Genomic DNA, 23,078 nt, shown 5'->3' on the forward strand with positions numbered 1-23,078 from the left:
CGCCGCACCCATCCTGAAAAACCCCGCATTAATCAGATGCGGGGTTTTTGCTTTCAGAATACCGGGCTAACCCTGCGCGATGCGGGCAGGTTGCGGCCCCCACGGCCGGCTCGCCGAAGCGAGTCCGATGAGGCGGCCCTGGATGTAATCGCAGCCCCAGTCCCGCAGGAAGGATGCGGCTTCCTCGTCCTGTACCCATTCGGCAACCGTCTTGATATCGAGACGATGAGCCAGATCGATCAGGGTCTGCACGAAGGCACGATCGTCCGACGATCGCGCGATGTTCTGCACGAAAGCGCCGTCGATCTTCACGATGTCGACGCCAAGCTTGCGCAGGTTACGAAACGACGTATAGCCCGCGCCGAAATCGTCGATCGCAATCCAGCAGCCTAGATTCTTCAGCCGCGTGACAAAGCCGCGGACGTCGTCGATGTCCTGGATCGCGACCGTCTCGGTGATCTCCACGATCATCCGCTCGGCGACGCCGGGATGGGCGCGAAACAAGGTCTCGATGCTTGACCACCAATCCGGATCCATCGTGGTGTCGGGCGAGATGTTCAGGCTCATCTGAACGCCCGGCGCATCCGCAAGCTCGGCGATCACCAGTTCAAGAACGCGATGATCGACCAGCCGGATCAGGCCGAGCTTTTCCGCGACCGGCACGATGTCGGGCGCCAGCGAGAACTGCCCGTCATCGCGCCGCATCCGCACCAGACATTCGTAGAACGCAGGCTTCCTGGATCGCGTATCCACCACCGGCTCGAAGGCCATCACGATCCGGCGTTCGTTCAGCGCCGTGACGATCTCATCGGTGACGCGGATGTTGACGCGGCGCTGCGCGTCACGCTCGACATTCGGACGCCACATCGTGAACGAACCGCGGCGGCGCGCCTTGGCCATCTCGAGCGCTTCCTGGGTGCGGCTCATGGCCTCTTCGGCGTTGCGCGCGTAGCGCGGCGCGTTGACGGCACCAATCGAGGCGGTAACCGAAACCGGACCTGATTTCGTCGGCACCACCTCGTCGCGGATTCCGGCCAGGAAACGTTGGGCGGCGATATTCATGTCATCAGGGGTACAGTTCTTCAGGATCAATCCGAACTTGTTGCCCGAGAAGCGACCCATTACATCGCCACCACGCAAGCGGGCGCGAATCCGTTTGGCGACATCAAGGATCACCTCGTCCGCCACGTCGAAACCGAACGCATCGTTGAGACGGGAGAGGTGATCGATACCGACCAGCATGAAAGCGAACGACGAGCGAAACCGCGTGGCCTCTTCCATCATCTCGGTGAGCGAGACGACCAGATGGGAGCGATTGAGTTCCCCGGTCAGCGGATCATGTTGCGACAGCTTCTGAAGCTGTTCCTCGCGGGCATGGTGATCGCTGTTGATACGGACGATGCCTACGACGCGCGCCGGCTCGCCGTCAGCGCCGGCGGACCAGAAGCCGCTTTCCTCGACCCAGATTACAGGCGCCGTGGTGGATGCGCGCAGACCGTATTCGATCTGGTAGCGGGCGCCACGGCCGGCACCCTTCGCGGATGCACTGACGATCGCATCGCGTCTGATGCCGGGCTGAGGCTCGATCAGTTTCTCGAAATCATTCGCCGTCGCCAGCATCGGTGCCGGAAACTCGGGGAAAACCGCGGCGACGTTATCGCTCCACACGAGCGCGTCGGTTACCAGATCCCAGACGAACGTCGCCTGCCCCAGCGCCGACAGAATCGCCGACGCGTCCGGGCGCGACGGCTTGCGCGGCGCGACAATCTCGGACGGCGAGCGGGGGATCAGACCATCGATGGTGGATGGATGGGCGGCTGCCAAAATCGCCTCGTTCTGGGACACGGATAGTGATTCGTTTTTCAGAATAGTGCTTCCTGCGCCGATCAGACTAGCCGCAGTTCCTAAAGATTATAAAAAGCAGCCGACCGGTCACCCCCGAAACGGAGGCAGGCTTCTACCGAACGGCACGGCACGATCCTTGCGACGCCGATTCCAATCGGGGTTGAATTGTCCCGAAATGAGACACAACCGATCGGATTGCGCATGAGAACCATTGGGATCGGCCCGGTTTCGGGGCATGTGACAGACCGCACCAGCCCGCTGGCGAGCCCGGTTCAAACCGCGTCCACAGCTGCTCACAACGGCAATGGCACCGCCCTGATCCCTCTCCAGCCGCCGCCGCTGCGCGCCCAGCCCGCCCCGCACTCAGGCCGCCCCGACGCGGCGTTCGTGACCCATCTGATCGCGACAGCCGCCCATGAACCTCAGACAAGGTCGCTGCGGCGGGCTTCGCCAGCCGATGCCCTGACGCGCTACCGGCTCACGACCGGCACCGCGACGGCGCCACACGGTTCAGCGACACTGTCACGAACCGCATAAAACGGATTGTCGCCGCCGCACGAGAGGCCCAGCATTTTGCCGATGTCAGAGCTTGTCGGACGGCTTCGGCTCGATCTTCGAATCCGGCGCCTTGGGAGCATGTGACTCGGGAGCCTTGTCGGGCGGGGTTTCGATTCCCGACACGATCTCCGAAACATTCCAGTTCGCGATCTTGTCTGGCGCCTTGTGCTCAGCCGTGACCGGCGCGTTGTCCTGCGGCGCGACCGTCACAATCGGCGGCGGCGATACCGGCTCGGGCACCGGCTTTGGCGACGGCTCGATCACCGGTTCGACGCGCGGCGCGGACCGTAAAGGCTCTTCGACCGGCGCCGGCGCAGGGACCACGACGGCAGGAGCGGGCGCGGCAGCACGCCGCCGGTCACGGCGCAATGCGATCGACGCACTGCCAAGAAAGTCCACGCCGGCAAGCAGCGTCAGCAGGAAAAACGTCGAGGTGCCGAACGGCTTGAGCAGCAGGAATTCGGCAGCTGCGCCGCCGAACACCCCAAGTGACAGCAAATGGTCGGTTACGTATTTGGAGCCGGGCCGCGCGGCCTTGACGACCTCGAACAGCAACAGGATCAGGCCCAGCGCCAGCAGCACATCGCCGAACGTAAACGTCCACGATACGCCGGACGGCAGCGCAAGCGTCGCGACCGGCGCAGTGAAAGCCACGCCGGGCATCAGAAAAACGATGATATTGTAAAGGGCGAACGGAATAAGAAGCAGCGGAAAACCGATTGTCGGCATCGGCGGGCTTTCTGATCGGATGCTCTTTAGCTTTCGCGGAGCTATTTCGTCTACGCGCTGCGCCCGCTTTGTCGCAAGCCCCACGGCCATCACATTATCGCGCGGCCGTACCTCACCCGTGTCCTGACGGACCCGGGCTTAGCTGTCTTTCTTGACCTTCAGGACCTGGCGGCCCTTGTACATGCCGGTCTTGAGGTCGAGGTGATGCGGACGGCGCAATTCGCCAGAATCCTTGTCCTCGACGTAAGTCGGCTTCTTGAGCGCGTCGGCAGAGCGGCGCATTCCGCGGCGCGACGGCGATGTTTTCCTGCGTGGAACGGCCATGGATTAGTCCTCTGGTCAAAGCAGGCCCGCCGGGCGGGCGCTTTCCGGAAATTGGGATTGAGGCCGCGCTTATAGATGAAGGATGGACTTAGCGCTAGGCCCGAGACCGGCTGAAATGGCCGAAAAAGACCTTAAAATCATCGTCCCCGGCCCCAGCAATGGAGGATTTCAGGCGATCGCGCCCGAGCCATGTAGGTTCCGGCCATCCGGCTGACCCCACGGCCCGGCTTTTTGGCGCTGCGGGTGATCGGATTGGGCAGGATCGAAGCCAGCAGGGCAGCTTCCCGGGCCGACAGGGACGAGGCCGGGCGGCCGAAGGCATAGCGCGATCCGGCTTCGGCACCGAACTGGCCGCCCGGGCCCAGTTCCGCGATGTTCAGATAGAGTTCCAAAATCCGCTTTTTCGGCAGCACGAAATCGATCCAAAGCGCGAGCGGAAACTCCAGTGCCTTGCGGATCACACTGCGGCCCGGCCACAGAAACAGGTTTTTGGCGACCTGCTGGGTGATGGTGGACCCGCCGCGCACGAACTCGCCATCCTGGGCGTCTTCGATAATTTCGCTCACGGAATCCCAGTCGATCCCGTGATGGCGGCAGAATTTCGCATCCTCAGCCCCCACCACCGAAGCCGGCAAAGCCGGTGACATCGCATCGAGATCGACCCAGTCGCGCGTAACCGGCTGGCCGGTCAGCCACCGCCCGATCATCAAGGTCGAGACCGGATGTCCGGCGGCATAGAGCGGCGCCAGCAGATAGGGCAACAGGATCGCCAGAAAGATCACCAGCAGGATTACGCGGATCGCTCGTCGCATGGCTTCCCTGATTGCTCATGCGGACGATCGCCGCACCACCCTCCCCGCCACACAAGGCGTTCCGAAGGCCTTTAGCTAACAGAAACCGTGTTGGCGGCTCCAGCGGAATCGGCCCGCCGGCTGGAATTGACGCGGCCGGTCGCATGACCGATTGTCCCGCCAAATTCCTGGAGTTTTCGATGACGACCGGCACTTCCCCGCAAGATTTCATGAAACTGCTCGACGCCACCGCGGCCGATACCGAGACCCTGCTCGGCAAGCTGCTGGCCGATGCGACGCTGCCCGGCGAGATTGCCCGCCCGCATCGCCTGATCGAGGCAATGCGCTATTCGAGCCTGAACGGCGGCAAGCGGCTGCGGCCGTTTCTCGTGGTTGCCAGCGCGGACATGTTCGGCATCCCTCGTAACGGCGCACTGATGGCTGGCGCCGCGCTCGAGTGTATCCACTGCTACTCGCTGATTCACGACGATCTGCCGTCGATGGACAACAGCGACCTGCGGCGCGGCCGGCCGACGGCGCACAAAAAATTCGACGATGCCACCGCGATCCTTGCGGGCGATGCGCTGCTGACGTTGGCGTTCGACATCATCACCCGCGACGAAGTGCATCGTGACGCCGGTGTGCGTCTGGCGTTGACGCGGGCGCTGGCGCGCGCCTCCGGCATCGGCGGCATGGCCGGCGGCCAGATGCTCGACCTCGCCGGCGAAGGCCGCTTCGGCGACCGCGAGCCGCCGGATGTCGCGCGACTCCAGCAAATGAAAACCGGCGCGCTGCTCAAATACGGCTGCATCGCCGGCGCGATTCTCGGTCAGGCTTCGAAGGATCAATACACCGCGCTCGACGCATATGGACACGCGTTCGGCGAAGCCTTCCAGATCGCCGACGATCTGCTCGACGTCGAAGGCGACGCGGCCGCGCTCGGCAAGCCCGCGGGACAGGACGCCGCACTCGGCAAGACCACGTTCGTCACGCAATTGGGATTGGATGGTGCCAAGGCGCGATTGCGAGATCTCCTGAAACAGGCGGATGCTGCGCTGGCGCCATTTGGCGCCAGGGGTGACGTCCTGCGCGCCGCAGCACGCTTCGTCGCCGAGCGGCAGAACTGACGCCACAGAAAGCAACCCAGGGCCGTGACGCGCCAGCCATCCTCCGGAAAAAACAAGGACGAAGGCACCGCGCACGGCGACGACTTTATTGCGCGATTCGAGAAAATGCCGACCGCGGTGCGCATCGTCTACGGGCGGCGACGCACCTTCACCGCGCTCGCCCTCGGCCTTGCTTCATTGCTGTTCATGCCTGATGCATGGCAGCCGGCGACGCGCCTTCTGATCGCCTGGGACATCTTCATCGCGCTTTATCTCGCATTCGCCTATGCGACGATGTTTTCGTTCAATACGGACCACATCCGCCGACAAGTGAGGCTTCAGGACGACGGACGGTTCATCATCCTCGGGATGACAGGCGTCGGAGCGTTCGCCAGCCTCGCGGCGATCATTCTCGTACTCGGCGAAACGCCGCGACAGCCCCTGCAACTGGTTCTGGCGGTGACGACCATCACCCTGACCTGGATCGCAATCCACACAACATTCGCGCTGCACTACGCGCACGACTACTATCGTAACGCCAAGGCGGGCGGTCTCGCCTTTCCCGGCGACGACACACCCGACTACTGGGATTTCGTCTATTTCTCGTTCGTGATCGGCATGACCGCGCAGGTCTCGGATGTCGGCATCACCGATCGGCTAATCCGCCGCACCGCCACCGCGCACGGCATCGTATCTTTCATTTTCAACACCGCGCTGCTCGCGCTGATGGTGAATATCGCCGCCAGCGCAATCTAGGCGGCCGCGGGACGCAAGCCATTCCAATTTCCCGGGGCAAACGACATATTGGCGACACTGCCCGCTTGCAAACCATGATGATCCGTTCGGATTTCCGCTGCCATGATCGAAGGCTTTTTTACGTTTCTGCTGATCCTGACTGCGCTGTCGGCATCCGCGATCGTGGCGCGGAAGCTGGCGCTCGCGCCCGCCATCGTCTTCTTGCTGGTCGGCATCGCGCTGGCCTTCGTGCCGGGGTTCCCGGTCGTCGAGCTGAAGCCGGAGGGCGTGCTACTTCTGGTTCTCCCGCCGCTGATTTATTCGGCCGGCGTCTCGATGAGCTGGCGCGAGTTCAAGGCCAATCTGCAGCCGATCACCCTGCTCGCAATCGGCTGCGTTATCTTCACCACCTGCGCCGTGGCGGGCGCCGCGCACTGGATTCTCGGCCTGCCGTGGGGCGTCGGCTTCGTGCTCGGCGCCATCGTATCGCCGCCCGATGTTGTCGCACCGCTGGCGATCGCGCGGCGGCTCAATCTGCCGCATCGCATCCTTGTCATTCTCGAAGGCGAGGGTCTCGCCAACGATGCCACCGCCCTGATCCTGTATCGCTTTGCCGTGCTGGCGGTCAGCACGGGCACATTTTCACTGACCAAAGCCTCTGAGTCGTTCGTCGCGATCGTCGCCTGTGAAGTGCTGTTCGGCATCGCCGTCGGCTGGCTCAGCCTGCGACTCCGCCAGTGGTCGCGCGATCCGCGTGTCGAAATCTGCCTGTCGCTGCTGACGCCGTATCTCGCGTTCTGGGTTCCCGAACATTTCGGCGGCTCCGGCGTCCTCGCCACAGTCGCCGCGGGGCTTTACGTCAGCTGGAACGGACCGTTGCTGATTTCGGCCGCAACACGCCTGCAAGGCGTGTTCTTCTGGGACTTCGTGATCTGGCTGATCGAAGGCGTGCTGTTCCTGTCGGCGGGATTCCAGATGCGGCTGCTCATGGAGAAAGCCAAGGCCACTCCGCTGAACGAAGTGCTCGCCGCCGTCGCGCTGATCTCGGCCATCGTCATCGTGGCGCGCTTTCTCTGGGTCTTCCCCGGCACCTATCTGACGCGCGCATTTAGCAAGCGTCTTTCCAAGCGAGACCCCACGCCCGACTGGCGTTCGGTCGTGATCATCGGCTTCACCGGCATTCGCGGGGTGGTGTCACTGGCCGTCGCACTGGCACTACCGGTGGCATTGCCTGACGGCAGCGACTTCCCGCATCGCGATCTGATCCTCTTTGTTTCCTTCGGGGTGATCTGCGTCACACTGATCGGAATCGGATTGACGCTGCCGCTGCTGGTTAATGTGCTTGGTCTGTCAAAACACGGCCACGCCGAAGCGATTCACGAACGCGAGGCCGAGATCACAGCGCGGCGGAATATCCTCCATGCGGCGCGCGGCTCGCTGAAGACGATCATCGCCGAGCGCAATCTGCCGGAAAGCCTCGCGCGATTCCTCGAAGCGCGCCACGAAACCCGGATGCGGGCACTGCCCGATCCTCCCACCGAGGAAGGTCAGCATACGCCTGCCACCAAGGGAGCCGGGCTGGTTCGCGAGATGATCAACATCGAGCGCAAACTGTTGCACAAGCTTTTGCGCGAGGGGCAGATCACCGACGAAACGCGGCGGCGGATCGAACGCGATCTCGACCTCGAGGAAGCGGTGGTCGACAACCGCGAGAAGAACGCGCCGCTCTAGATCGGAAATGCCGATGACCGGGCAATCCCGGCCACTACATATCGTCTTCATGCCTAAGATTTTATCGGGCGATCATTCCGCCGCGGTCACGGCCGGCGCCTTGCTGCTGCTCGCGCCATAGCGCTGCTCGATATAGTCGATCACCAGCGACTTGAAGTCGGCGGCGATAGTCGCCCCGCGCAGGGTACGGAATTTCTGGCCATCGACGAACACCGGAGCGGCCGGCGTTTCACCGGTGCCCGGCAGCGAAATGCCGATGTCGGCGTGCTTGGATTCGCCGGGGCCATTCACGATGCAGCCCATCACCGCAACATTGAGCTGCTCGACGCCGGGATAGCGCGTTTTCCAGCTCGGCATTTCATCGCGGATAAAAGCCTGAATGTCGCGCGCCAGTTCCTGGAACACGGTTGAAGTGGTGCGGCCGCAACCCGGGCATGCCGCGACCAGCGGCACGAAGGTGCGGAAGCCCATGGTCTGCAGGATTTCCTGACCGACCTTCACTTCGAGGGTGCGATCACCGCCCGGCTCGGGCGTCAGCGAGACGCGGATGGTATCGCCGATGCCGTCCTGAAGCAGAATGCCGAGCGCCGCCGACGATGCGACGATGCCCTTCGAGCCCATGCCGGCTTCGGTGAGACCGAGATGGATTGCGTAATCGGAGCGTGCGGCGAGTTCGCGATAGACCGCGATCAGATCCTGCACGTTGGAAACCTTCGCCGACAAAATCATCCTGTTCTTCGGCAGGCCGATTTCCTCGGCGCGCGCCGCCGACAGAAGCGCCGACTGCACCATCGCTTCGCGCGTCACCGCGCGAGCGTCGATCGGATTCGGTGACTTGGCGTTCTCTTCCATCAGGCGCGTCAGCAATTCCTGATCGAGCGAACCCCAGTTGGCACCAATGCGAACGGTCTTGTTGTTCTTGATGGCGATTTCGACGATGTCGGTGAACTGGCTGTCGCGCTTGTTCTTGAAACCGACATTGCCCGGATTGATCCGGTACTTGGCGAGCGCCGCAGCGCAGGCCGGATGCTCAGCCAGAAGCTTGTGGCCGATGTAGTGAAAGTCGCCGATCAGCGGCACGTCGACGCCGAGCTTGTCGAGCTTCTCGCGGATATGAGGAACCGCCGCGGCCGCTTCGTCGCGGTCGACAGTGATGCGCACCATTTCGGAACCGGCTCGCGCCAGCGCCGCGACCTGGTTCACTGTACCCTCGATGTCAGCCGTGTCGGTGTTGGTCATCGACTGCACCACGATGGGCGCACCGCCGCCAACCTTCACGCCGCCGACGACGACCTGAACGGTCCGGTGGCGGCCTTTCGGTCCGGCCTCGATGGTCTTGGTTCGTTCTTGGAGATCAGTCATGGGGGGCCAAATATCAGGTCTTTGTGACAGGAAACAGGGGATCGGCGGCGACTTCCTGGCGCCGGTTTACCAGAAACAGCCCGGCCATGACCAGTAAGGCCGCTCCGCCGAATGCCAGCGTCAGGGTGTCATGCATGATGAAATAGCCCCCAATTACACCAAATAAAGGGGTCAAAAAGGTAAATGCCGACAATTTGCTGGCCGAATAATACTTCACCAGGAACAACCAGATCAGGAACGTCGTCCCGACGATCCACACCGTTTGATAGATCATCGACCCCCAGGCGACGATCCCCGGCATATGGGTGATCTGCTCGCCGGACCACCAGGCGCCGGCGGCGAGAATCGGAATCGAGACAGCGACCTGGTAGGCCAGCATCTTCTCCGCGGGCGCATGAAGAAGCCTTGTTGCCTTGACCACGAGCGTGGTCCCTGCCCACAGCACACCACCACCGACGATCATCAGATCGCCCAGGATTACGCTGGTATCGACCGAGGCTTGCGGCACGCCGATCGCGAGCGCGACGCCGGCGAACGACAGGCCAAGTCCGCCCCATTGCATCGGCGTCAGGTGCTCTCCGAGAAACCGCTTCGAGCCAAGCGCGACCACGAACGGCGCGACGTAGAGAAATACCACGGCGCGCGACGCCGTGGTGTAGACCAGCCCGCGATAAATCAGGATGAATTCGAAGCCGAACAGAACACCGGCAAATAGGCCTGCGCCGAGCGTGCCGTCACGCTCGAACATTTTCACACCGCGCAGCCATGCACCCAGCATGATGACCAGCAGCCCGCCGATCGACCTGATCGTCGCCTGCGTGAACGGGGGAATGTCAGGAAGCGCGACCTTGACCGAGATCTGGTTGAAGCCCCAGCTCAGGCACAGCATCAGCATCAACGCGATCGCCATCGCATCGAGCGGGCGCGCCCCGGGTGTTTTCTGATTTTTCGGCATGACGCTCCGGTCCGGCTTCCCGCCGTGTTGTTGTTCTTGCTGCAGGTCACAGCAGGAGAGCAACATGATTTTGTGGTGACTACGCCGCCTTCTGGCAATGGGCGCAGACCCCGGTGATTTCCACCACCGACATTTTCGGCACGAAGCCGGTGCTGCGCGCGGCGTCGTTGAAATTCTTCGCCAGAGTTGTAGCAGGAAATTCGCCGACAGACCCGCACGTTTCGCAAATCAGGAACGCGACCACTGACCCGGCATCGTGATTATGCGCGCAGGCAAGAAACGCGTTGCGGCTTTCGATGCGATGGACGAGCCCGTTCTCCATGAGAAAATCGAGTGCGCGATAAACCGTAATCGGCGCGGGACGCGGCATGTCCTTCGCCAGTGCATCGATCACCTCATAGGCGCCAAGCGGGCGGTGGCTCGACAGCAGCGCCTCGAGCACCTGCCGCCGGATCGGCGTGAACTTCTGTCCGCGATTTTGGCAAATGCGCTCGGCATGGGCGATCGCATCTTCGGTGCACCTGCCGTGATCGTGACCGGGTGTGGGAAAGGCCGGTTTTGTCAGCGTCATTATGGAACCATGTCACCCAACGAGGCCGGTTTCGCGTGCTTTTTCAACACCCTGCCATCATGAATATTTCGCAATGCAGCATTATCTATTGCATTGCACCATAGAAGCACCAGATGATCCGACACACTTAATCACCTGCATCACCTGCGCCAAAGCGCGCCAGGACCCGGACCATATCATCCGTTCGGTCCTGAGAGAAAGGAGCGCCCGTGGCGGCCAATCTCAAATCCTACCTCGACAGCCTGACGCCGTGGAGCACCAGCTCACGCAAGCCGAAGCCACCAACCGCGAAGAAAATCAATCTCGCGCTTCAAGGTGGCGGATCCCATGGCGCCTTTACCTGGGGTGTCCTCGATCATTTGCTATCCGACGGCAGGCTGGAGATCACCGGAATCTCCGGCGCCTCGGCCGGCGCGGTCAATGCCGTGATGCTGGCCGACGGACTTATACGCGGCGGCCCTGATGAGGCACGCAAGCGCCTCGCCGCGTTCTGGCGCGCCGCCAGCGCCGGCGGCGAGCTTCCGCCGGTGCAGCGCGCACTGGCCGACCGGCTGTTCTCGCTGATGCCGTTCGCCGCGACGCCGGTACAGAACTGGTTCGAGGCGATGTCGCATTACTTCTCGCCGTACGAACTCAATCCGCTCAACATCAATCCGCTGAGCGATCTGATCGAGCGCTTTGTCGATTTCGACGCGCTGCGCAGCAACACCGATCTCTCTCTGTTTATTTCGGCAACCAACGTTCACACCGGGCGGCTGCACATGTTTCCCAGTAACAAGATCACCGCCGATGCGGTGATGGCGTCGGCGGCGCTGCCGTTTCTGTTCCGCGCCGTCGAGATCGACGGCATCCCGTATTGGGATGGCGGCTACATGGGCAATCCGGCGATCTTCCCGTTTCTGCACTCCACCGACGCCGAGGACGTGCTCGTGGTGCAGGTCAATCCAGTATCCCGCGAAGCGACGCCGCGAACGTCCGCCGAGATCATCAACCGGCTGAATGAAATCACCTTCAACTCGGCCTTGATCTCCGAACTGCGCACGATGGATTTCGTCAATCAGTTGATCGACGAAGGACGCCTGCCGCGCGGCACCGGCAAAGGCGAATACCGCCGGCTGAACATTCATCGCATCGATCTCGGAGGGCTCGGCACGCGGCTCGCCGCCTCGAGCAAGATGAAGACGGATTACGATTTCTTCGAACTGCTGCATCGCGCCGGCATGCGGGCCGGCAAGAAATTTCTCGACCGGCATTTCGACGATATCGGCCAGCGCAGTTCGATTGACGTGGCGGCCGAATCCGCCGTGGAATGGGCTTAGGTTCGCTGTAATTAGTTGAATATACTGCGCTTCTCTATTCATCCGCATTTTGCATGACATGTATTCGTTTTCCCGGCTGTAAAAATTAGTAAGCTAGCTTATTATATAGCTTGCATACTGAGAGGCAGCCGTGCCCGAAACCAATGTCGATTTTCTGTTCGCGCTTTTCGAGACCCAGCGGATGCTGCGGCTTTATGCCGACAAGCAGGCGACGCGCTTTGGCATCACCCGCGCGCAATGGGCGGTGCTGGCCAAACTTGAGCGCACTGAGGGGCTAAAACAGTCCGAACTCGCGGAAATGATGGAGATGCAGCCGATCTCGCTGACCCGCCTGATCGATCGCCTGTGCCGCAACGATCTGATCGAGCGCCGGACCGACGCTAACGATCGCCGCGCCAATCGCCTTTATCTCCGGCCCGCCGCTCGCCCGCTGCTGAAGAAACTCGGCGAATTGCGCGCCGACATCACCCAGACCGCACTGAGTCACATGAACGCCGCCGAAGCCAGGAGCCTGGTCCGGCAACTCGAAGCCATCAAAGACAATGTCCGTGACGCTATCCAGAGCGCCGACAGCAAGGTGAAAGATTAGCGCTATGGCTGAACCAGTCGTAAAATTTCCGACAGAGCAAAAGAAACCCGAGCAACCGGCGCCGGAGGCGCCGCGCGACACATCCCGCAAGTCATGGCGGCAACGCGCACGCGAACGGCGGCGAACACTGCTGCTTGTGGTGATTCCGATTATCGCCCTGATCGGAGGCCTTGTGTTTTATCTCTCTGGCGGACGCTACGCGACAACCGACGACGCCTACGTCGGCGCCCAGAAGGTCCTGATCACGCCGGACATCTCGGGCAAGATCGACAAGGTTGTTGTCAAGGAAGGCCAGCGCGTCAAACCCAATGACGTTCTGTTCGAAATCGATCCGATGCCGTTCCGGCTGGCGCTGCAGGAGGCGCAGGCCGCTCTCGATCAAACCAAGACCAATTACGACAACCTCCGCGCCAACATCCAGATCTACGCCCAGATGGTGGATCTCGCGCAGAAAGGCGTCGGACTGAAACAACGCGACGTCGAGCGCAAGAACTCGCTGGTCAAAAGCAATGCCGGCTCGCAGCTCGACCTCGACACCAGTGCGACTGCGTTGGTGACGGCGCAAGCGCAAGTCCAGTTCATCAAGCAGCAGCTCTCGACCGCGCGCAATCAGTTGCTCGGCAATCCCGACCTGCCGCTCGAACAGTTTCCGCCCTACGCCGAAGCCAAGGCCAAGCGCGATGATGCGCAGCGCAATCTCGACCATACCGTGTTGCGCGCGCCGATCAGCGGCACCGCCACGCAGGTCGATCAGATTCAGCTCGGTCGGTTCGTGCCCGCCGGCACGCCGGTGTTCAGCATCATCGACGACGCAGCGCCATGGGTCGACGCAAACTTGAAGGAATCCGACCTGACCTATGTCGCGCCCGGCCAGCAGGTGACGATGGAGATCGACGCGTTCCCCGATCATACGTTCAAGGGCACCGTCGGCTCGCTCAGCCCCGGCACCGGCGCACAATTCGCGATCCTGCCGCCGCAGAACGCCACCGGCAATTTCGTCAAGGTGGTGCAGCGCGTGCCGGTGCGCATCTATTTCGACAAGCATGACGCCGCTGTGCGCAAACTCAAGGCCGGCATGAGCACCTATGTCTGGATCGACACCGGACACAAACGTTCGCTGGCGCGCCTGTTTGGTTTCTCCTCCGCTTCGGCCGAGGAGGAAACCCGGTGACCGCCGCCGCCACCTCCACGGCGGCGGTCCCGGGCTTTCGCCGCAACATGGTCACGATCTGCGCGATGACCGCGACCATCATGCAGGCACTCGACACCACGATTGCGAACGTTGCCCTGCCCTACATGCAAGGCACACTCTCGGCCTCGCAAGACCAGATCAACTGGGTGCTGACCTCCTACATCGTCGCGGCCGCGATCATGACTGCGCCGGTCGGATGGGTCGCCAACCGCTTCGGCCGGAAGAAGGTCTTCATTGTCTGCTCGGCCGGTTTCACCGTAGCATCCGTCATGTGCGGGCTCGCACAGGACATCACCCAGATGGTGCTGTTCCGGCTGTTGCAAGGTGTGTTCGGCGCAGCCCTTGTGCCGCTGTCCCAGGCTGTCATGCTCGATTCCTACGCGCTGCATGAGCGCGCCAAGGCCATGGCGATCTGGGGCATGGGCGTGATGCTCGGCCCAATCATGGGCCCCTCGCTCGGCGCCTGGCTGACCGAGACTTATTCCTGGCACTGGGTGTTCTTCGTCAACCTGCCGTTCGGGATCATCACCGTGCTGGGCCTGATCGCCTTCATGGATGAAACCGATCTCGATCTGAACCTGCGCTTCGACTGGTTCGGCTTCGCGGCGCTCGCGATCGGCATCGGGTCCATGCAGCTTGCGCTCGACCGCGGCGAACAGCTCGACTGGTTCAACTCGCCGGAAATCGTGATCGAGAGCATCATTGCCGTTATCGGCCTGTACTACTTCCTCGCCCATTCGCTCACGAGCCAGCGGCCGTTCGTCCAGTTTGCGATATTCAAGGATCGCAACTTCCTCAGCGGATGCGTGTTCATGGCGATCATGGGGCTTGTGCTGTATTCCACGATGGCACTGGCATCGCCCTATCTGCAGAACGTCATCGGCTACCCGATCATGACCGCCGGTCTGCTGCTCGCAACCCGCGGGGTCGGAACCTTCGTTGCAATGATGCTGGTCGGCCGTTTCATGAAATACATCGAAGCGCGCACGCTGATCGCGAGCGGCATGATCCTGATGTCGGCCTCACTGTTTATCATGACGGGCTGGACCGACCAGACCGGCGTGCCGGAGATTGTTGTCGTCAGTATCGCGCAGGGCTTCGGACTGGGACTGGTATTCGTACCGCTCAGCACCGTGGCCTTCATGACTCTGCCCAACCACTTGCGCACCGACGGCACTGCGATGTTGACGCTGGTCCGCAACGTCGCCAGTTCGATCGGCATTTCCATCGTGATCGCCAAGCTGACGTCAGGCACGCGCGAAGCCCACGCCATCCTCAGCGAGCACGTGACTCCATTCAATCACGCCTTGCAGATGCAGGATGTCGCCCGCTCGCTCAACCTGAACACCGATATGGGCCGCGCATTGATGGACGTTCTTGTCAACGTACAGGCGCAGATCATCGCCTTCTCGCACGACTATCAAATGGTTCTGATCGTGACCCTGTGCGCGATCCCGATGGCGATGATGATCGGATCAAGCAAAGCAGCGATGCAAAAGCAATCGCAGGCACCCGACCACGCTGCGGTAATCGACTAACGGCTGCGATCAAAGATCGAAGAACACCGTCTCGCCGTCGCCCTGCAGGTGAACGTCAAAGCGATAAACGCTTCCCTCGCCCGGTTCGCGTTTGGCGATCAGCGTGGCGTGGCGATCGGCCGGCACCAACGCAAGGATCGGATCGCCGGCGTTGGCCGCATCGCCCTCGAAGTAGATTCGGGTCATTGTCTGCTGGGTCATGCCGCGCGCGAACACCGCCATCACGATGTGCGGCGCCTGCGGCTTGCCCTTCGGGCCCGGCACGACGCCCGGCTTAATGGTGTGAAACGAAAACTCGCCGTCCGGGCTGGTGCCGCAGCGGCCAAAACCCTTGAACGCCGAATTGGGAACGCCGCGCGTATCCTGCGGATCGGCGAAGCGGCCCTGCGCATCGGCCTGCCAGATTTCCAGCATCGAATCCGGCACGACCTTGCCGTCGCCGTCGAACACGCGGCCGACGATACGGATACGCTCGCCAGAGACGTCCGGCGTCAGTAGATCATTGCCGAAGGCGTCGTTCCAATGATAGCTGCCGCCGGGCGTCAGCCCGTATTTGAAGTACGGGCCAACGGTCTGCGAAGGCGTGATCTTAGTCATCGTCGGAATCCAGTGGCGTCGCGTTGCGCCCGCGTAGCACGATGTCGAAACGATAGCACAGCGCCCAGTCCGGCCTGGTGTTTTCGAGATCGAAGCTCGACACCATTCGCATCCGCGCCTTCTCGTCCGGCACCGAATTGAAGATCGGATCGTAAGCGAACAGCGGATCGCCGGGGAAGTACATCTGCGTCACGATGCGCGAAATGAACGAATAGCCGAACACCGAGAAATGGATGTGGGCCGGCCGCCACGCATTGTAATGGTTGCCCCAGGGGTAGGCGCCGGGCTTGACGGTAATGAACTTGTAGTAGCCCTCGGCATCGGTCTGGGCGCGGCCGGCGCCGGTGAAGTTCGGATCGAGCGGCGCGGGATGCTGATCGCCGACATGAATGTAGCGGCCGCAGGCATTGGCCTGCCAGATCTCGACAAGCGTATTGGGCACGCCGCGTCCGTCCTCGTCGCGCACATGACCGTGGACGATGATGCGCTCGCCGAGTGGTTCGCCCTTGTGCTGGATCGTCAGATCGTGATCGTGCTCGCGCACGGTTTCATGGCCGTATACCGGTCCGGTCAATTCGGACAGGGTGTGCGGCATCACTATCAGCGGTTTGGACGGCGCGCGCTTGATCGTGCTCTTGTAGTCGGGTGACAGGCGGGGCGCGTGAGCGGCATTGCTGTCGCGCGGATAGATCAGGGTCATCTTTGCATCTGCCTCTCCGCTTCAGCGCTCCGCTTTATTGGCGCCTCAGTTCACTTTCTCGATCGCCACCGCGACGCCCTGCCCGACGCCGACACACAACGTCGCCAGCGCCAGTTTGCCGCCGCGCGCTTCCAGCCCGTGCACCGCGGTCAACGCCAGCCGCGCACCGCTCATGCCGAGCGGATGCCCGAGCGCGATCGCACCGCCGTGCGGGTTGACGAAATCGGCATCTTCCTTGACGCCGAGCTGGCGCAACACGGCAATACCCTGCGAGGCGAAAGCTTCATTGAGCTCGATCAAATCGAAGTCGCTGATCTTGAGGCCGAGACGCTCCAACAGCTTCTTCGTCGCCGGTACCGGACCGATGCCCATGATGCGCGGCGGCACCCCAGCCGACGCCATGCCGAGAATTTTCGCCCGCGGGGTCAGGCCATGCTTCCTGACCGCCTCTTCCGAGGCGAGAATGAGAGCGGCCGCGCCGTCATTGACGCCGGAGGCATTGCCGGCCGTCACCGTACCGTTGCCGCGCACGATCGGCTTGAGCTTGGCAAGACCTTCGAACGTGGTGTCCGGACGCGGATGTTCGTCCGCATCCACCGTGATGGGACCCTTCTTGCCGCCGGGTGCAGAAACCGGCACGATCTCCTCGGCGAAGTAGCCCGAGGCCATCGCCTTGCCGGCGCGCTGCTGCGAGCGGATTGCGAACGCGTCCTGATCGGCACGCGAGATCTGGAATTCCTCCGCAACATTCTCACCGGTTTCCGGCATCGAATCGACGCCATATTGCTGCTTCAGCAGCGGATTGATGAATCGCCAGCCGATGGTGGTGTCGAAGGTCTCGAAGGTGCGCTGGAACGGCACCGACGCCTTACCGGTGACAAAAGGAGCACGCGTCATCGACTCCACACCGCCGGCGATGGCGAAATCGACCTCGCCGGCACGGATCGAGCGCGCCACGCCGCCGACCGCATCGAGCCCCGAGGCGCACAGCCGGTTCACAGTCATGCCAGGAATCGACTCCGGCAGGCCGGCCAGCAGCAGCGCCATGCGCGCGACGTTGCGATTATCCTCGCCGGCCTGATTGGCGCAGCCGTATGAGACTTCCTCGAGCGCGTCCCAATCTACCTTGGGATTGCGCGCCATCAGGGCCTTCAGGGGCGCTGCGCCGAGATCGTCCGCGCGAACATTGGCCAGCGAGCCGCCGAAACGGCCGATCGGGGTACGCACGGCGTCGCAAATGAAAACATCACGCATCTTGTTTCTCCCTGACCAAGGCCGGTCGCATCTCTGACAACGATGAGGCTGAGTTTTAGGAAGCGGTATCGGCGGCGTCAAATCCTCGCTGCACGCGCAGCACCGCGAATCCGGCTGCCCGATATGCAGCCTCATTGGCCCGGAGTTTCGCCTGTCGGAAACGGCCTGCGGAAAACCCGGATAACCGGGGCTACCGGGTGTGATTGCGCTGCAAAACTTTGCTAGCGTGCCGCGCCATGACAATCCATTCGACGCCACCTGCACCGACCGACACCCCGGCACCCGAGCCGGAGGTGAACGGCCGCGTGACGCCGATGATGGAACAGTACCTTGAGATCAAGGCCGCCAATCCCGGCCTGCTGCTATTCTACCGGATGGGCGATTTCTACGAGCTGTTCTTCGAGGACGCCGAAACCGCATCGCGCGCGCTTGGCATCATGCTGACCAAGCGTGGCAAGCACCTTGGGCAGGACATCCCGATGTGCGGCGTTCCCGTGGAGAAATCCGACGACTATCTGCACCGGCTGATCGCACTTGGTCATCGCGTCGCAGTCTGCGAGCAGATGGAAGACCCGGCCGCCGCCCGAAAGCGCGGCAACAAGAGCGTCGTGCGACGCGACGTCGTCCGGCTGGTGACACCGGGCACGCTGACCGAAGACACGCTGCTCGACCCCAAGGCCAACAATTACCTGATGGCGATTGCACGGGCGCGGGCCTCATCGAGCGGCGAGGACCGGATCGGCCTCGCCTGGATCGATATTTCGACCTCGGAGTTCACCGCCACCGAATGCAGCGCCGGCGAATTGTCGGCAACGCTGGCTCGCATCAACCCCAACGAAGTGATCGTCACTGACGCATTGTTCAGCGATCCTGACCTTGGGCCGCTTCTGCGCGAACTGCCGTCGGTGACGCCGCTGACCCGCGACGTGTTCGACGGCGCTACGGCCGAACGCAGGTTGTGCGATTATTTCGCGGTAGCGACGATGGACGGCTTCGGCACGCTGTCGCGGCTGGAGGCGACCGCTGCAGCTGCGGCCGTGACCTATATCGACCGCACCCAGGTCGGCAAGCGTCCGCCACTGTCGCCGCCGTCGCGCGAAGCCATCGGCGCGACGATGGCGATCGATCCGGCAACGCGCGCCAATCTTGAACTAACGCGCACGCTGTCCGGCGAACGGCGCGGTTCACTGCTCGATGCCATCGACTCGACCGTGACGGCTGCGGGATCGCGCCTGCTGGCACGCCGCCTCGCCGCGCCGTTGACTGAGACGGCAGCGATTGCGCGGCGGCTGGACGCCATCGCGACCTTCGTCGATGACAGCGCGGCACGCGAGGATCTGCGCGGCTTCCTGCGCGGTGCGCCGGACATGTCGCGCGCGCTGGCGCGGCTGTCGGTCGGACGCGGCGGGCCGCGCGATCTTGCTGGCCTGCGCGACGGCATCGTTGCCGCCGACGCCGCGCTGGCGCGATTGTCGCAGATCGAAAACCTGCCGCTCGATATTCTCGCCGCGATGGACGCATTGCGGCGCCCCTCGCGCGATCTCACCCAGGAACTGTCCCGCGCCCTGGCCGACGATCTGCCGCTGTTCAAGCGCGACGGCGGCTTCGTCCGCCAGAACTATCACGCCGCGCTGGACGAGACGCGCTCGCTGCGCGACGCCTCGCGCCTCGTGGTTGCGGCGATGCAGGCGCGCTACGCCGACGACACCGGCATCAAGGCGCTCAAGATCCGCCACAACAACGTGCTCGGCTATTTCGTCGAAGTGACGGCGCAGCACGGCGACAAGCTGATGGCGCCTCCTCTGAACGCGACCTTCATCCATCGCCAGACGCTGGCCGGTCAGGTGCGCTTCACCACCACCGAACTCGGCGAAACCGAAGCCAAGATCGCCAATGCCGGGGACCGCGCGCTCGGCCTCGAACTCGAAATCTTCGACAAGCTGTGCGAACAGGCGATGGCCGCGAGCGACGATTTGCGTGCGGCTGCCCACGCGTTCGCGTTCCTCGATGTCGCGACTGCGCTTGCCAAACTCGCCGTCGACGAAAATTACGTACGACCCGATGTCGACGATTCGCTGGCGTTTGCCATCGATGGCGGTCGGCATCCGGTCGTCGAACAGGCCCTCAAGCGCAAGGGCGAACCATTCATCGCCAACGCCTGCGATCTCTCGCCCGGACCGGGACAGGCTTCAGGCCAGATCTGGCTGCTGACCGGCCCGAACATGGCGGGTAAATCGACTTTCCTGCGCCAGAACGCGCTGATCGCATTGATGGCGCAAACGGGCAGTTACGTGCCAGCGAAAAATGCGCGCATCGGCGTGATCGACCGGCTGTTCTCGCGCGTCGGCGCGGCAGATGACCTCGCTCGCGGACGCTCGACCTTCATGGTTGAAATGGTCGAGACCGCCGCGATTCTCAATCAGGCCGGCGAACGCGCACTCGTCATTCTCGACGAGATCGGCCGTGGCACCGCGACCTTCGACGGTCTGTCAATTGCATGGGCATCGATCGAGCATCTGCACGAAAGCAACAAGTGCCGCGCGCTGTTCGCGACGCATTATCACGAACTCACAGCGCTGTCGGCGAAGCTGCCCCGCCTGTTCAACGCCACCGTGCGCGTCAAGGAATGGCAGGGCGACGTCGTGTTCCTGCACGAAGTGCTGCCCGGCTCGGCCGACCGCTCTTACGGAATTCAGGTGGCAAAGCTCGCCGGCCTGCCAACGCCGGTGATCGCGCGGGCGAAATCGGTACTGGCGAAACTCGAAGCGCAGGATCGTGGATCGACAGCCCGCGCGCTGGTGGATGACCTGCCGCTGTTCGCGGTGCCGTCGCGCGCTGCCGCCGAACCGCAGCCGCCAACTGAGGCGGAGCTGCTGATGGACGCGCTGAACGCGATCCATCCCGACGAACTGTCGCCGCGCGAGGCGCTCGACGCGCTTTATGCGCTGAAGGCGAAGCTGCCGAAGACCACCTAGCTCGCGTTAGGTCCTGTGCAGCGACACGTTCACTTTGGGGCCGTTCCTGATGGTCTGGTAGACCACGCAATACCGCTCGGTGAGTTTCAGAAGCTGATCGAGCTTCTCCTGCGGCGCGTCGGTATCGACATCAAAACGCAGGCGAATTTCCGCAAATCCGACCGGCGCTTCCTTGTCGACACCGAGCGTGCCACGAAAATCGAGATCGCCTTCGGCACTGACCTGCCCGGATTTGAGCGGCACCTCGATCGCGGTCGCAACCGATTTCAGCGTGACGCCGGCGCAGGCGACCAGCGCCTCGAGCAGCATATCGCCGGAGCACAGTTCGAGCCCCGAACCGCCGGTGGCTGGGTGAAGTCCCGCAACGGCTGCGGCAGCGCGGCCGGTTTCGACCTTGCAGGAAAGGCCCTCGCTCTCCAGCGACCCTTTCGCCTTCAGCGTGATGAAGGCGGCCTTCGGATCTTCCTTGTAGCGGCTCTTGATCGGAGCCTGCATCGCGCGCAGTTCGGCCGAGTCCATGTCACTCTCCATTTCGACAACACCAGCATCAACCCTGCCGGTCGCGGTTCATTCCGCTTATATGCCCTCGCCCACCGTCAGCAAGTCATTCATCGGACGGCGGACGCCGCGATCGAGCGAACGATCCAGCGACGCCAGCACCTGATGCTTGACGATCTCGAACGCCGGCGAGGCACGATCGCGCGGACGGGTCAGATCGACCCGGATTTCCTCGAACAATCGTCCCGGCCGCGGCCGCATCACCACGATCCGGTCCGCGAGTACCACGGCTTCATCGACATCATGAGTGACGAGGATCAGCGTGGGACGGGTGTCGGCCCACAAGTCGAGCAGATGGTCCTGCAAATCAGTCCGCGTAAAGGCATCGAGTGCCGAGAACGGCTCGTCGAGCAGCAGCACTTCGGGACGCGGCACCAACGCGCGGGCAATGGCGACACGCTGCGCCTGCCCGCCGGACAGTTCGCGCGGCCAGGCCTCGGCCTTATCCGGCAACCCGACACGCAACAGCGCGCGGGCGACCCTGTCCGCGCGCTCCGCTGGCGGCAAACCGGAAAGCCCGAACCCGATATTGTCCGCGACGGTCAGCCACGGCAGCAATCGCGGTTCCTGAAAGATGATGCCGATCTTTTCGTGAGGCGCAGTGATGGCGGCGCCGTCCAGCGAGATACTGCCCGTTGTCACGCGATCGAGGCCGGAGATTGCGCGCAGCAAGGTCGACTTGCCGCATCCCGACCCCCCGATGATCGCAACGATCTCGCCGGGCTGGACGCGCGCGGAAAATCCCTCCAGCGCGTTGACGCCGTTGGGATAGATCTTGCCGACACGATCGAGCGCAAGCATCAGCTCTTGTCTCCGTGCGTGCTGAACGAATCCTGCCAGCGCAACAGCGGCGCCGTCGCAAGCTGGATCAGCCAGTCGGTGGTTTTGCCGAGGATCGCAAACACGATGATCGCAGCCATGATCTGGGCGGGCTTGCCGAGTTGCTGACCGTCGATCAGCAGATAGCCGAGGCCTTGCGATGCGCCCATGAATTCGGCGGCAACCACGAACATCCAGCCAAGACCGAGGCCGGAGCGCAGCGACACGACGTATTCCGGCAGCACCGCAGGCAGGAAGATGCGGCGGATCATCGCCGGTCCGCTGAGCCGGAAGATGCGGCCGACCTCGACGACCTTGCGGTCCACCGACAGGATCGCGCCCATGACGCCGAGATAGATTGGAAAGAACACGCCGACCGCGATCAGCGCCACCTTCGACATTTCGAAAATACCGAGCCACAGAATGAACAGCGGCACCCACGCGATCGATGGGATCGCGCGCAATGCCTGCAGCGTCGGATCGAGCAGCCGCGCCGCCAGTTGCCAATAGCCGCAGATCGCGCCGAACAGCGTCCCGGCAACGACGCCCAGTCCGAAGCCGGCGCCGACGCGCCATAGCGTGATCAGGATGTGCCGGCTCAACTCACCGCTTGTGCCGAGTTCGGTCAATGTCCTGTAGATTTCACTCGGCGGCGGCACCAGCCGGCCATTGGAAAAGCCAAGGCGCACCGCCAATTCCCACACCACCGCGAGACCAAGCGGCAGCAACAGCCCAAGCGCAGGCCGGACGAACCGCCGTGCGCGGTTTCCCGGGAGCGCCCTGGTCGCTGGTGCAGTCGTCTCAAGTGTCATGGACATAGCTAAAACGCC

22 protein-coding genes are annotated in these 23,078 nt (G+C 62.8%); 9 read left to right on the forward strand and 13 right to left on the reverse strand.

Annotated features, from left to right (window positions below):
* Positions 1-66 precede the first annotated feature (66 nt).
* Positions 67-1,767: a putative bifunctional diguanylate cyclase/phosphodiesterase gene (locus tag ASC80_RS17895; protein WP_056300953.1), complete on the reverse strand. Its 1,701-nt coding sequence runs from the start codon at positions 1,765-1,767 to the stop codon at positions 67-69.
* Positions 1,768-2,046: 279 nt separating this feature from the next.
* Between ASC80_RS17895 and ASC80_RS17900 the strand changes: the two genes are divergently transcribed.
* Entirely contained in the window at positions 2,047-2,382 is a 336-nt protein-coding gene (locus ASC80_RS17900) for a hypothetical protein (RefSeq protein ID WP_056300055.1), read from the forward strand.
* A gap of 45 nt (positions 2,383-2,427) precedes the next feature.
* Here the strand turns inward: ASC80_RS17900 and ASC80_RS24200 are convergent, their stop codons facing one another.
* The 3 genes from ASC80_RS24200 to mtgA form a co-directional block, all read right to left on the reverse strand.
* Positions 2,428-3,132: a hypothetical protein gene (locus ASC80_RS24200; protein ID WP_056300057.1), complete on the reverse strand. Its 705-nt coding sequence runs from the start codon at positions 3,130-3,132 to the stop codon at positions 2,428-2,430.
* A 138-nt stretch (positions 3,133-3,270) separates the two neighbouring features.
* Positions 3,271-3,456 (reverse strand): 50S ribosomal protein L32, encoded by a 186-nt coding sequence (gene rpmF / locus ASC80_RS17910; RefSeq protein ID WP_056300060.1) that lies wholly within the window; start codon positions 3,454-3,456, stop codon positions 3,271-3,273.
* Between the two features lie 137 nt (positions 3,457-3,593).
* A complete protein-coding gene (gene mtgA, locus ASC80_RS17915) occupies positions 3,594-4,268 on the reverse strand; it encodes a monofunctional biosynthetic peptidoglycan transglycosylase (RefSeq protein ID WP_056300063.1) in 675 nt (224 codons plus the stop codon).
* Between the two features lie 179 nt (positions 4,269-4,447).
* On the opposite strand from mtgA, the gene ASC80_RS17920 reads away from it, so the two are divergent.
* From ASC80_RS17920 to ASC80_RS17930, 3 genes are all read left to right on the forward strand, one after another.
* Entirely contained in the window at positions 4,448-5,374 is a 927-nt protein-coding gene (locus ASC80_RS17920; RefSeq protein WP_056300957.1) for a polyprenyl synthetase family protein, read from the forward strand.
* 105 nt (positions 5,375-5,479) lie between these two features.
* Positions 5,480-6,109, forward strand: coding sequence for a DUF1345 domain-containing protein (locus ASC80_RS17925; RefSeq protein ID WP_056300960.1), 630 nt, complete (start codon positions 5,480-5,482; stop codon positions 6,107-6,109).
* A gap of 102 nt (positions 6,110-6,211) precedes the next feature.
* Positions 6,212-7,819: a Na+/H+ antiporter gene (locus ASC80_RS17930; protein ID WP_056300065.1), complete on the forward strand. Its 1,608-nt coding sequence runs from the start codon at positions 6,212-6,214 to the stop codon at positions 7,817-7,819.
* A 72-nt stretch (positions 7,820-7,891) separates the two neighbouring features.
* Here ASC80_RS17930 and ispG read toward each other — a convergent pair whose 3' ends face one another.
* From ispG to ASC80_RS17945, 3 genes are all read right to left on the reverse strand, one after another.
* The gene (ispG, locus tag ASC80_RS17935) at positions 7,892-9,181 is read right to left on the reverse strand and encodes a flavodoxin-dependent (E)-4-hydroxy-3-methylbut-2-enyl-diphosphate synthase (protein WP_056300068.1); all 1,290 of its coding nucleotides are present in this window, start codon (positions 9,179-9,181) and stop codon (positions 7,892-7,894) included.
* A 13-nt stretch (positions 9,182-9,194) separates the two neighbouring features.
* On the reverse strand, positions 9,195-10,136 hold the full coding sequence (locus ASC80_RS17940; protein ID WP_056300962.1) for a DMT family transporter: 942 nt from the start codon (positions 10,134-10,136) through the stop codon (positions 9,195-9,197).
* 79 nt (positions 10,137-10,215) lie between these two features.
* Entirely contained in the window at positions 10,216-10,707 is a 492-nt protein-coding gene (locus tag ASC80_RS17945) for a Fur family transcriptional regulator (RefSeq protein ID WP_056300071.1), read from the reverse strand.
* A gap of 209 nt (positions 10,708-10,916) precedes the next feature.
* Between ASC80_RS17945 and ASC80_RS17950 the strand changes: the two genes are divergently transcribed.
* From ASC80_RS17950 to ASC80_RS17965, 4 genes are all read left to right on the forward strand, one after another.
* On the forward strand, positions 10,917-12,026 hold the full coding sequence (locus ASC80_RS17950) for a patatin-like phospholipase family protein (protein WP_056300074.1): 1,110 nt from the start codon (positions 10,917-10,919) through the stop codon (positions 12,024-12,026).
* A gap of 130 nt (positions 12,027-12,156) precedes the next feature.
* Complete coding sequence (locus tag ASC80_RS17955; protein WP_056300077.1) at positions 12,157-12,615, forward strand: MarR family winged helix-turn-helix transcriptional regulator; 459 nt, start codon at positions 12,157-12,159, stop codon at positions 12,613-12,615.
* 4 nt (positions 12,616-12,619) lie between these two features.
* Positions 12,620-13,786 carry an HlyD family secretion protein gene (locus ASC80_RS17960; RefSeq protein ID WP_056300079.1) on the forward strand — a complete coding sequence of 389 codons (1,167 nt, stop codon included), beginning with the start codon at positions 12,620-12,622 and terminating at the stop codon, positions 13,784-13,786.
* 47 nt (positions 13,787-13,833) lie between these two features.
* Positions 13,834-15,345 (forward strand): MDR family MFS transporter, encoded by a 1,512-nt coding sequence (locus ASC80_RS17965; protein WP_056300965.1) that lies wholly within the window; start codon positions 13,834-13,836, stop codon positions 15,343-15,345.
* 9 nt (positions 15,346-15,354) lie between these two features.
* Here the strand turns inward: ASC80_RS17965 and pcaG are convergent, their stop codons facing one another.
* The 3 genes from pcaG to pcaF are packed head-to-tail and all read right to left on the reverse strand — an operon-like array spanning position 15,355 to position 17,896.
* Positions 15,355-15,942, reverse strand: a complete 588-nt coding sequence (pcaG, locus tag ASC80_RS17970) for a protocatechuate 3,4-dioxygenase subunit alpha (protein WP_056300082.1) — start codon at positions 15,940-15,942, stop codon at positions 15,355-15,357.
* Positions 15,935-16,642 carry a protocatechuate 3,4-dioxygenase subunit beta gene (gene pcaH, locus ASC80_RS17975; protein WP_056300084.1) on the reverse strand — a complete coding sequence of 236 codons (708 nt, stop codon included), beginning with the start codon at positions 16,640-16,642 and terminating at the stop codon, positions 15,935-15,937. Before pcaH ends, pcaG begins: the two co-directional genes overlap by 8 nt.
* Before the next feature lie 45 nt (positions 16,643-16,687).
* Positions 16,688-17,896: a 3-oxoadipyl-CoA thiolase gene (gene pcaF, locus ASC80_RS17980; protein WP_056300087.1), complete on the reverse strand. Its 1,209-nt coding sequence runs from the start codon at positions 17,894-17,896 to the stop codon at positions 16,688-16,690.
* Between the two features lie 236 nt (positions 17,897-18,132).
* Between pcaF and mutS the strand changes: the two genes are divergently transcribed.
* Positions 18,133-20,871, forward strand: coding sequence for a DNA mismatch repair protein MutS (gene mutS, locus ASC80_RS17985; protein ID WP_056300089.1), 2,739 nt, complete (start codon positions 18,133-18,135; stop codon positions 20,869-20,871).
* A gap of 6 nt (positions 20,872-20,877) precedes the next feature.
* Here the strand turns inward: mutS and ASC80_RS17990 are convergent, their stop codons facing one another.
* The 3 genes from ASC80_RS17990 to ASC80_RS18000 are packed head-to-tail and all read right to left on the reverse strand — an operon-like array spanning position 20,878 to position 23,066.
* Positions 20,878-21,390: an OsmC family protein gene (locus ASC80_RS17990; protein ID WP_056300093.1), complete on the reverse strand. Its 513-nt coding sequence runs from the start codon at positions 21,388-21,390 to the stop codon at positions 20,878-20,880.
* Positions 21,391-21,447: 57 nt separating this feature from the next.
* Positions 21,448-22,230 carry an ABC transporter ATP-binding protein gene (locus tag ASC80_RS17995; protein ID WP_056300095.1) on the reverse strand — a complete coding sequence of 261 codons (783 nt, stop codon included), beginning with the start codon at positions 22,228-22,230 and terminating at the stop codon, positions 21,448-21,450.
* On the reverse strand, positions 22,230-23,066 hold the full coding sequence (locus tag ASC80_RS18000; protein WP_056300099.1) for an ABC transporter permease: 837 nt from the start codon (positions 23,064-23,066) through the stop codon (positions 22,230-22,232). The genes ASC80_RS17995 and ASC80_RS18000 overlap by 1 nt, the downstream gene beginning before the upstream one ends.
* Positions 23,067-23,078: the final 12 nt, after the last annotated feature.

Source organism: Afipia sp. Root123D2, from assembly GCF_001425835.1.
Taxonomy (GTDB): domain Bacteria; phylum Pseudomonadota; class Alphaproteobacteria; order Rhizobiales; family Xanthobacteraceae; genus Afipia.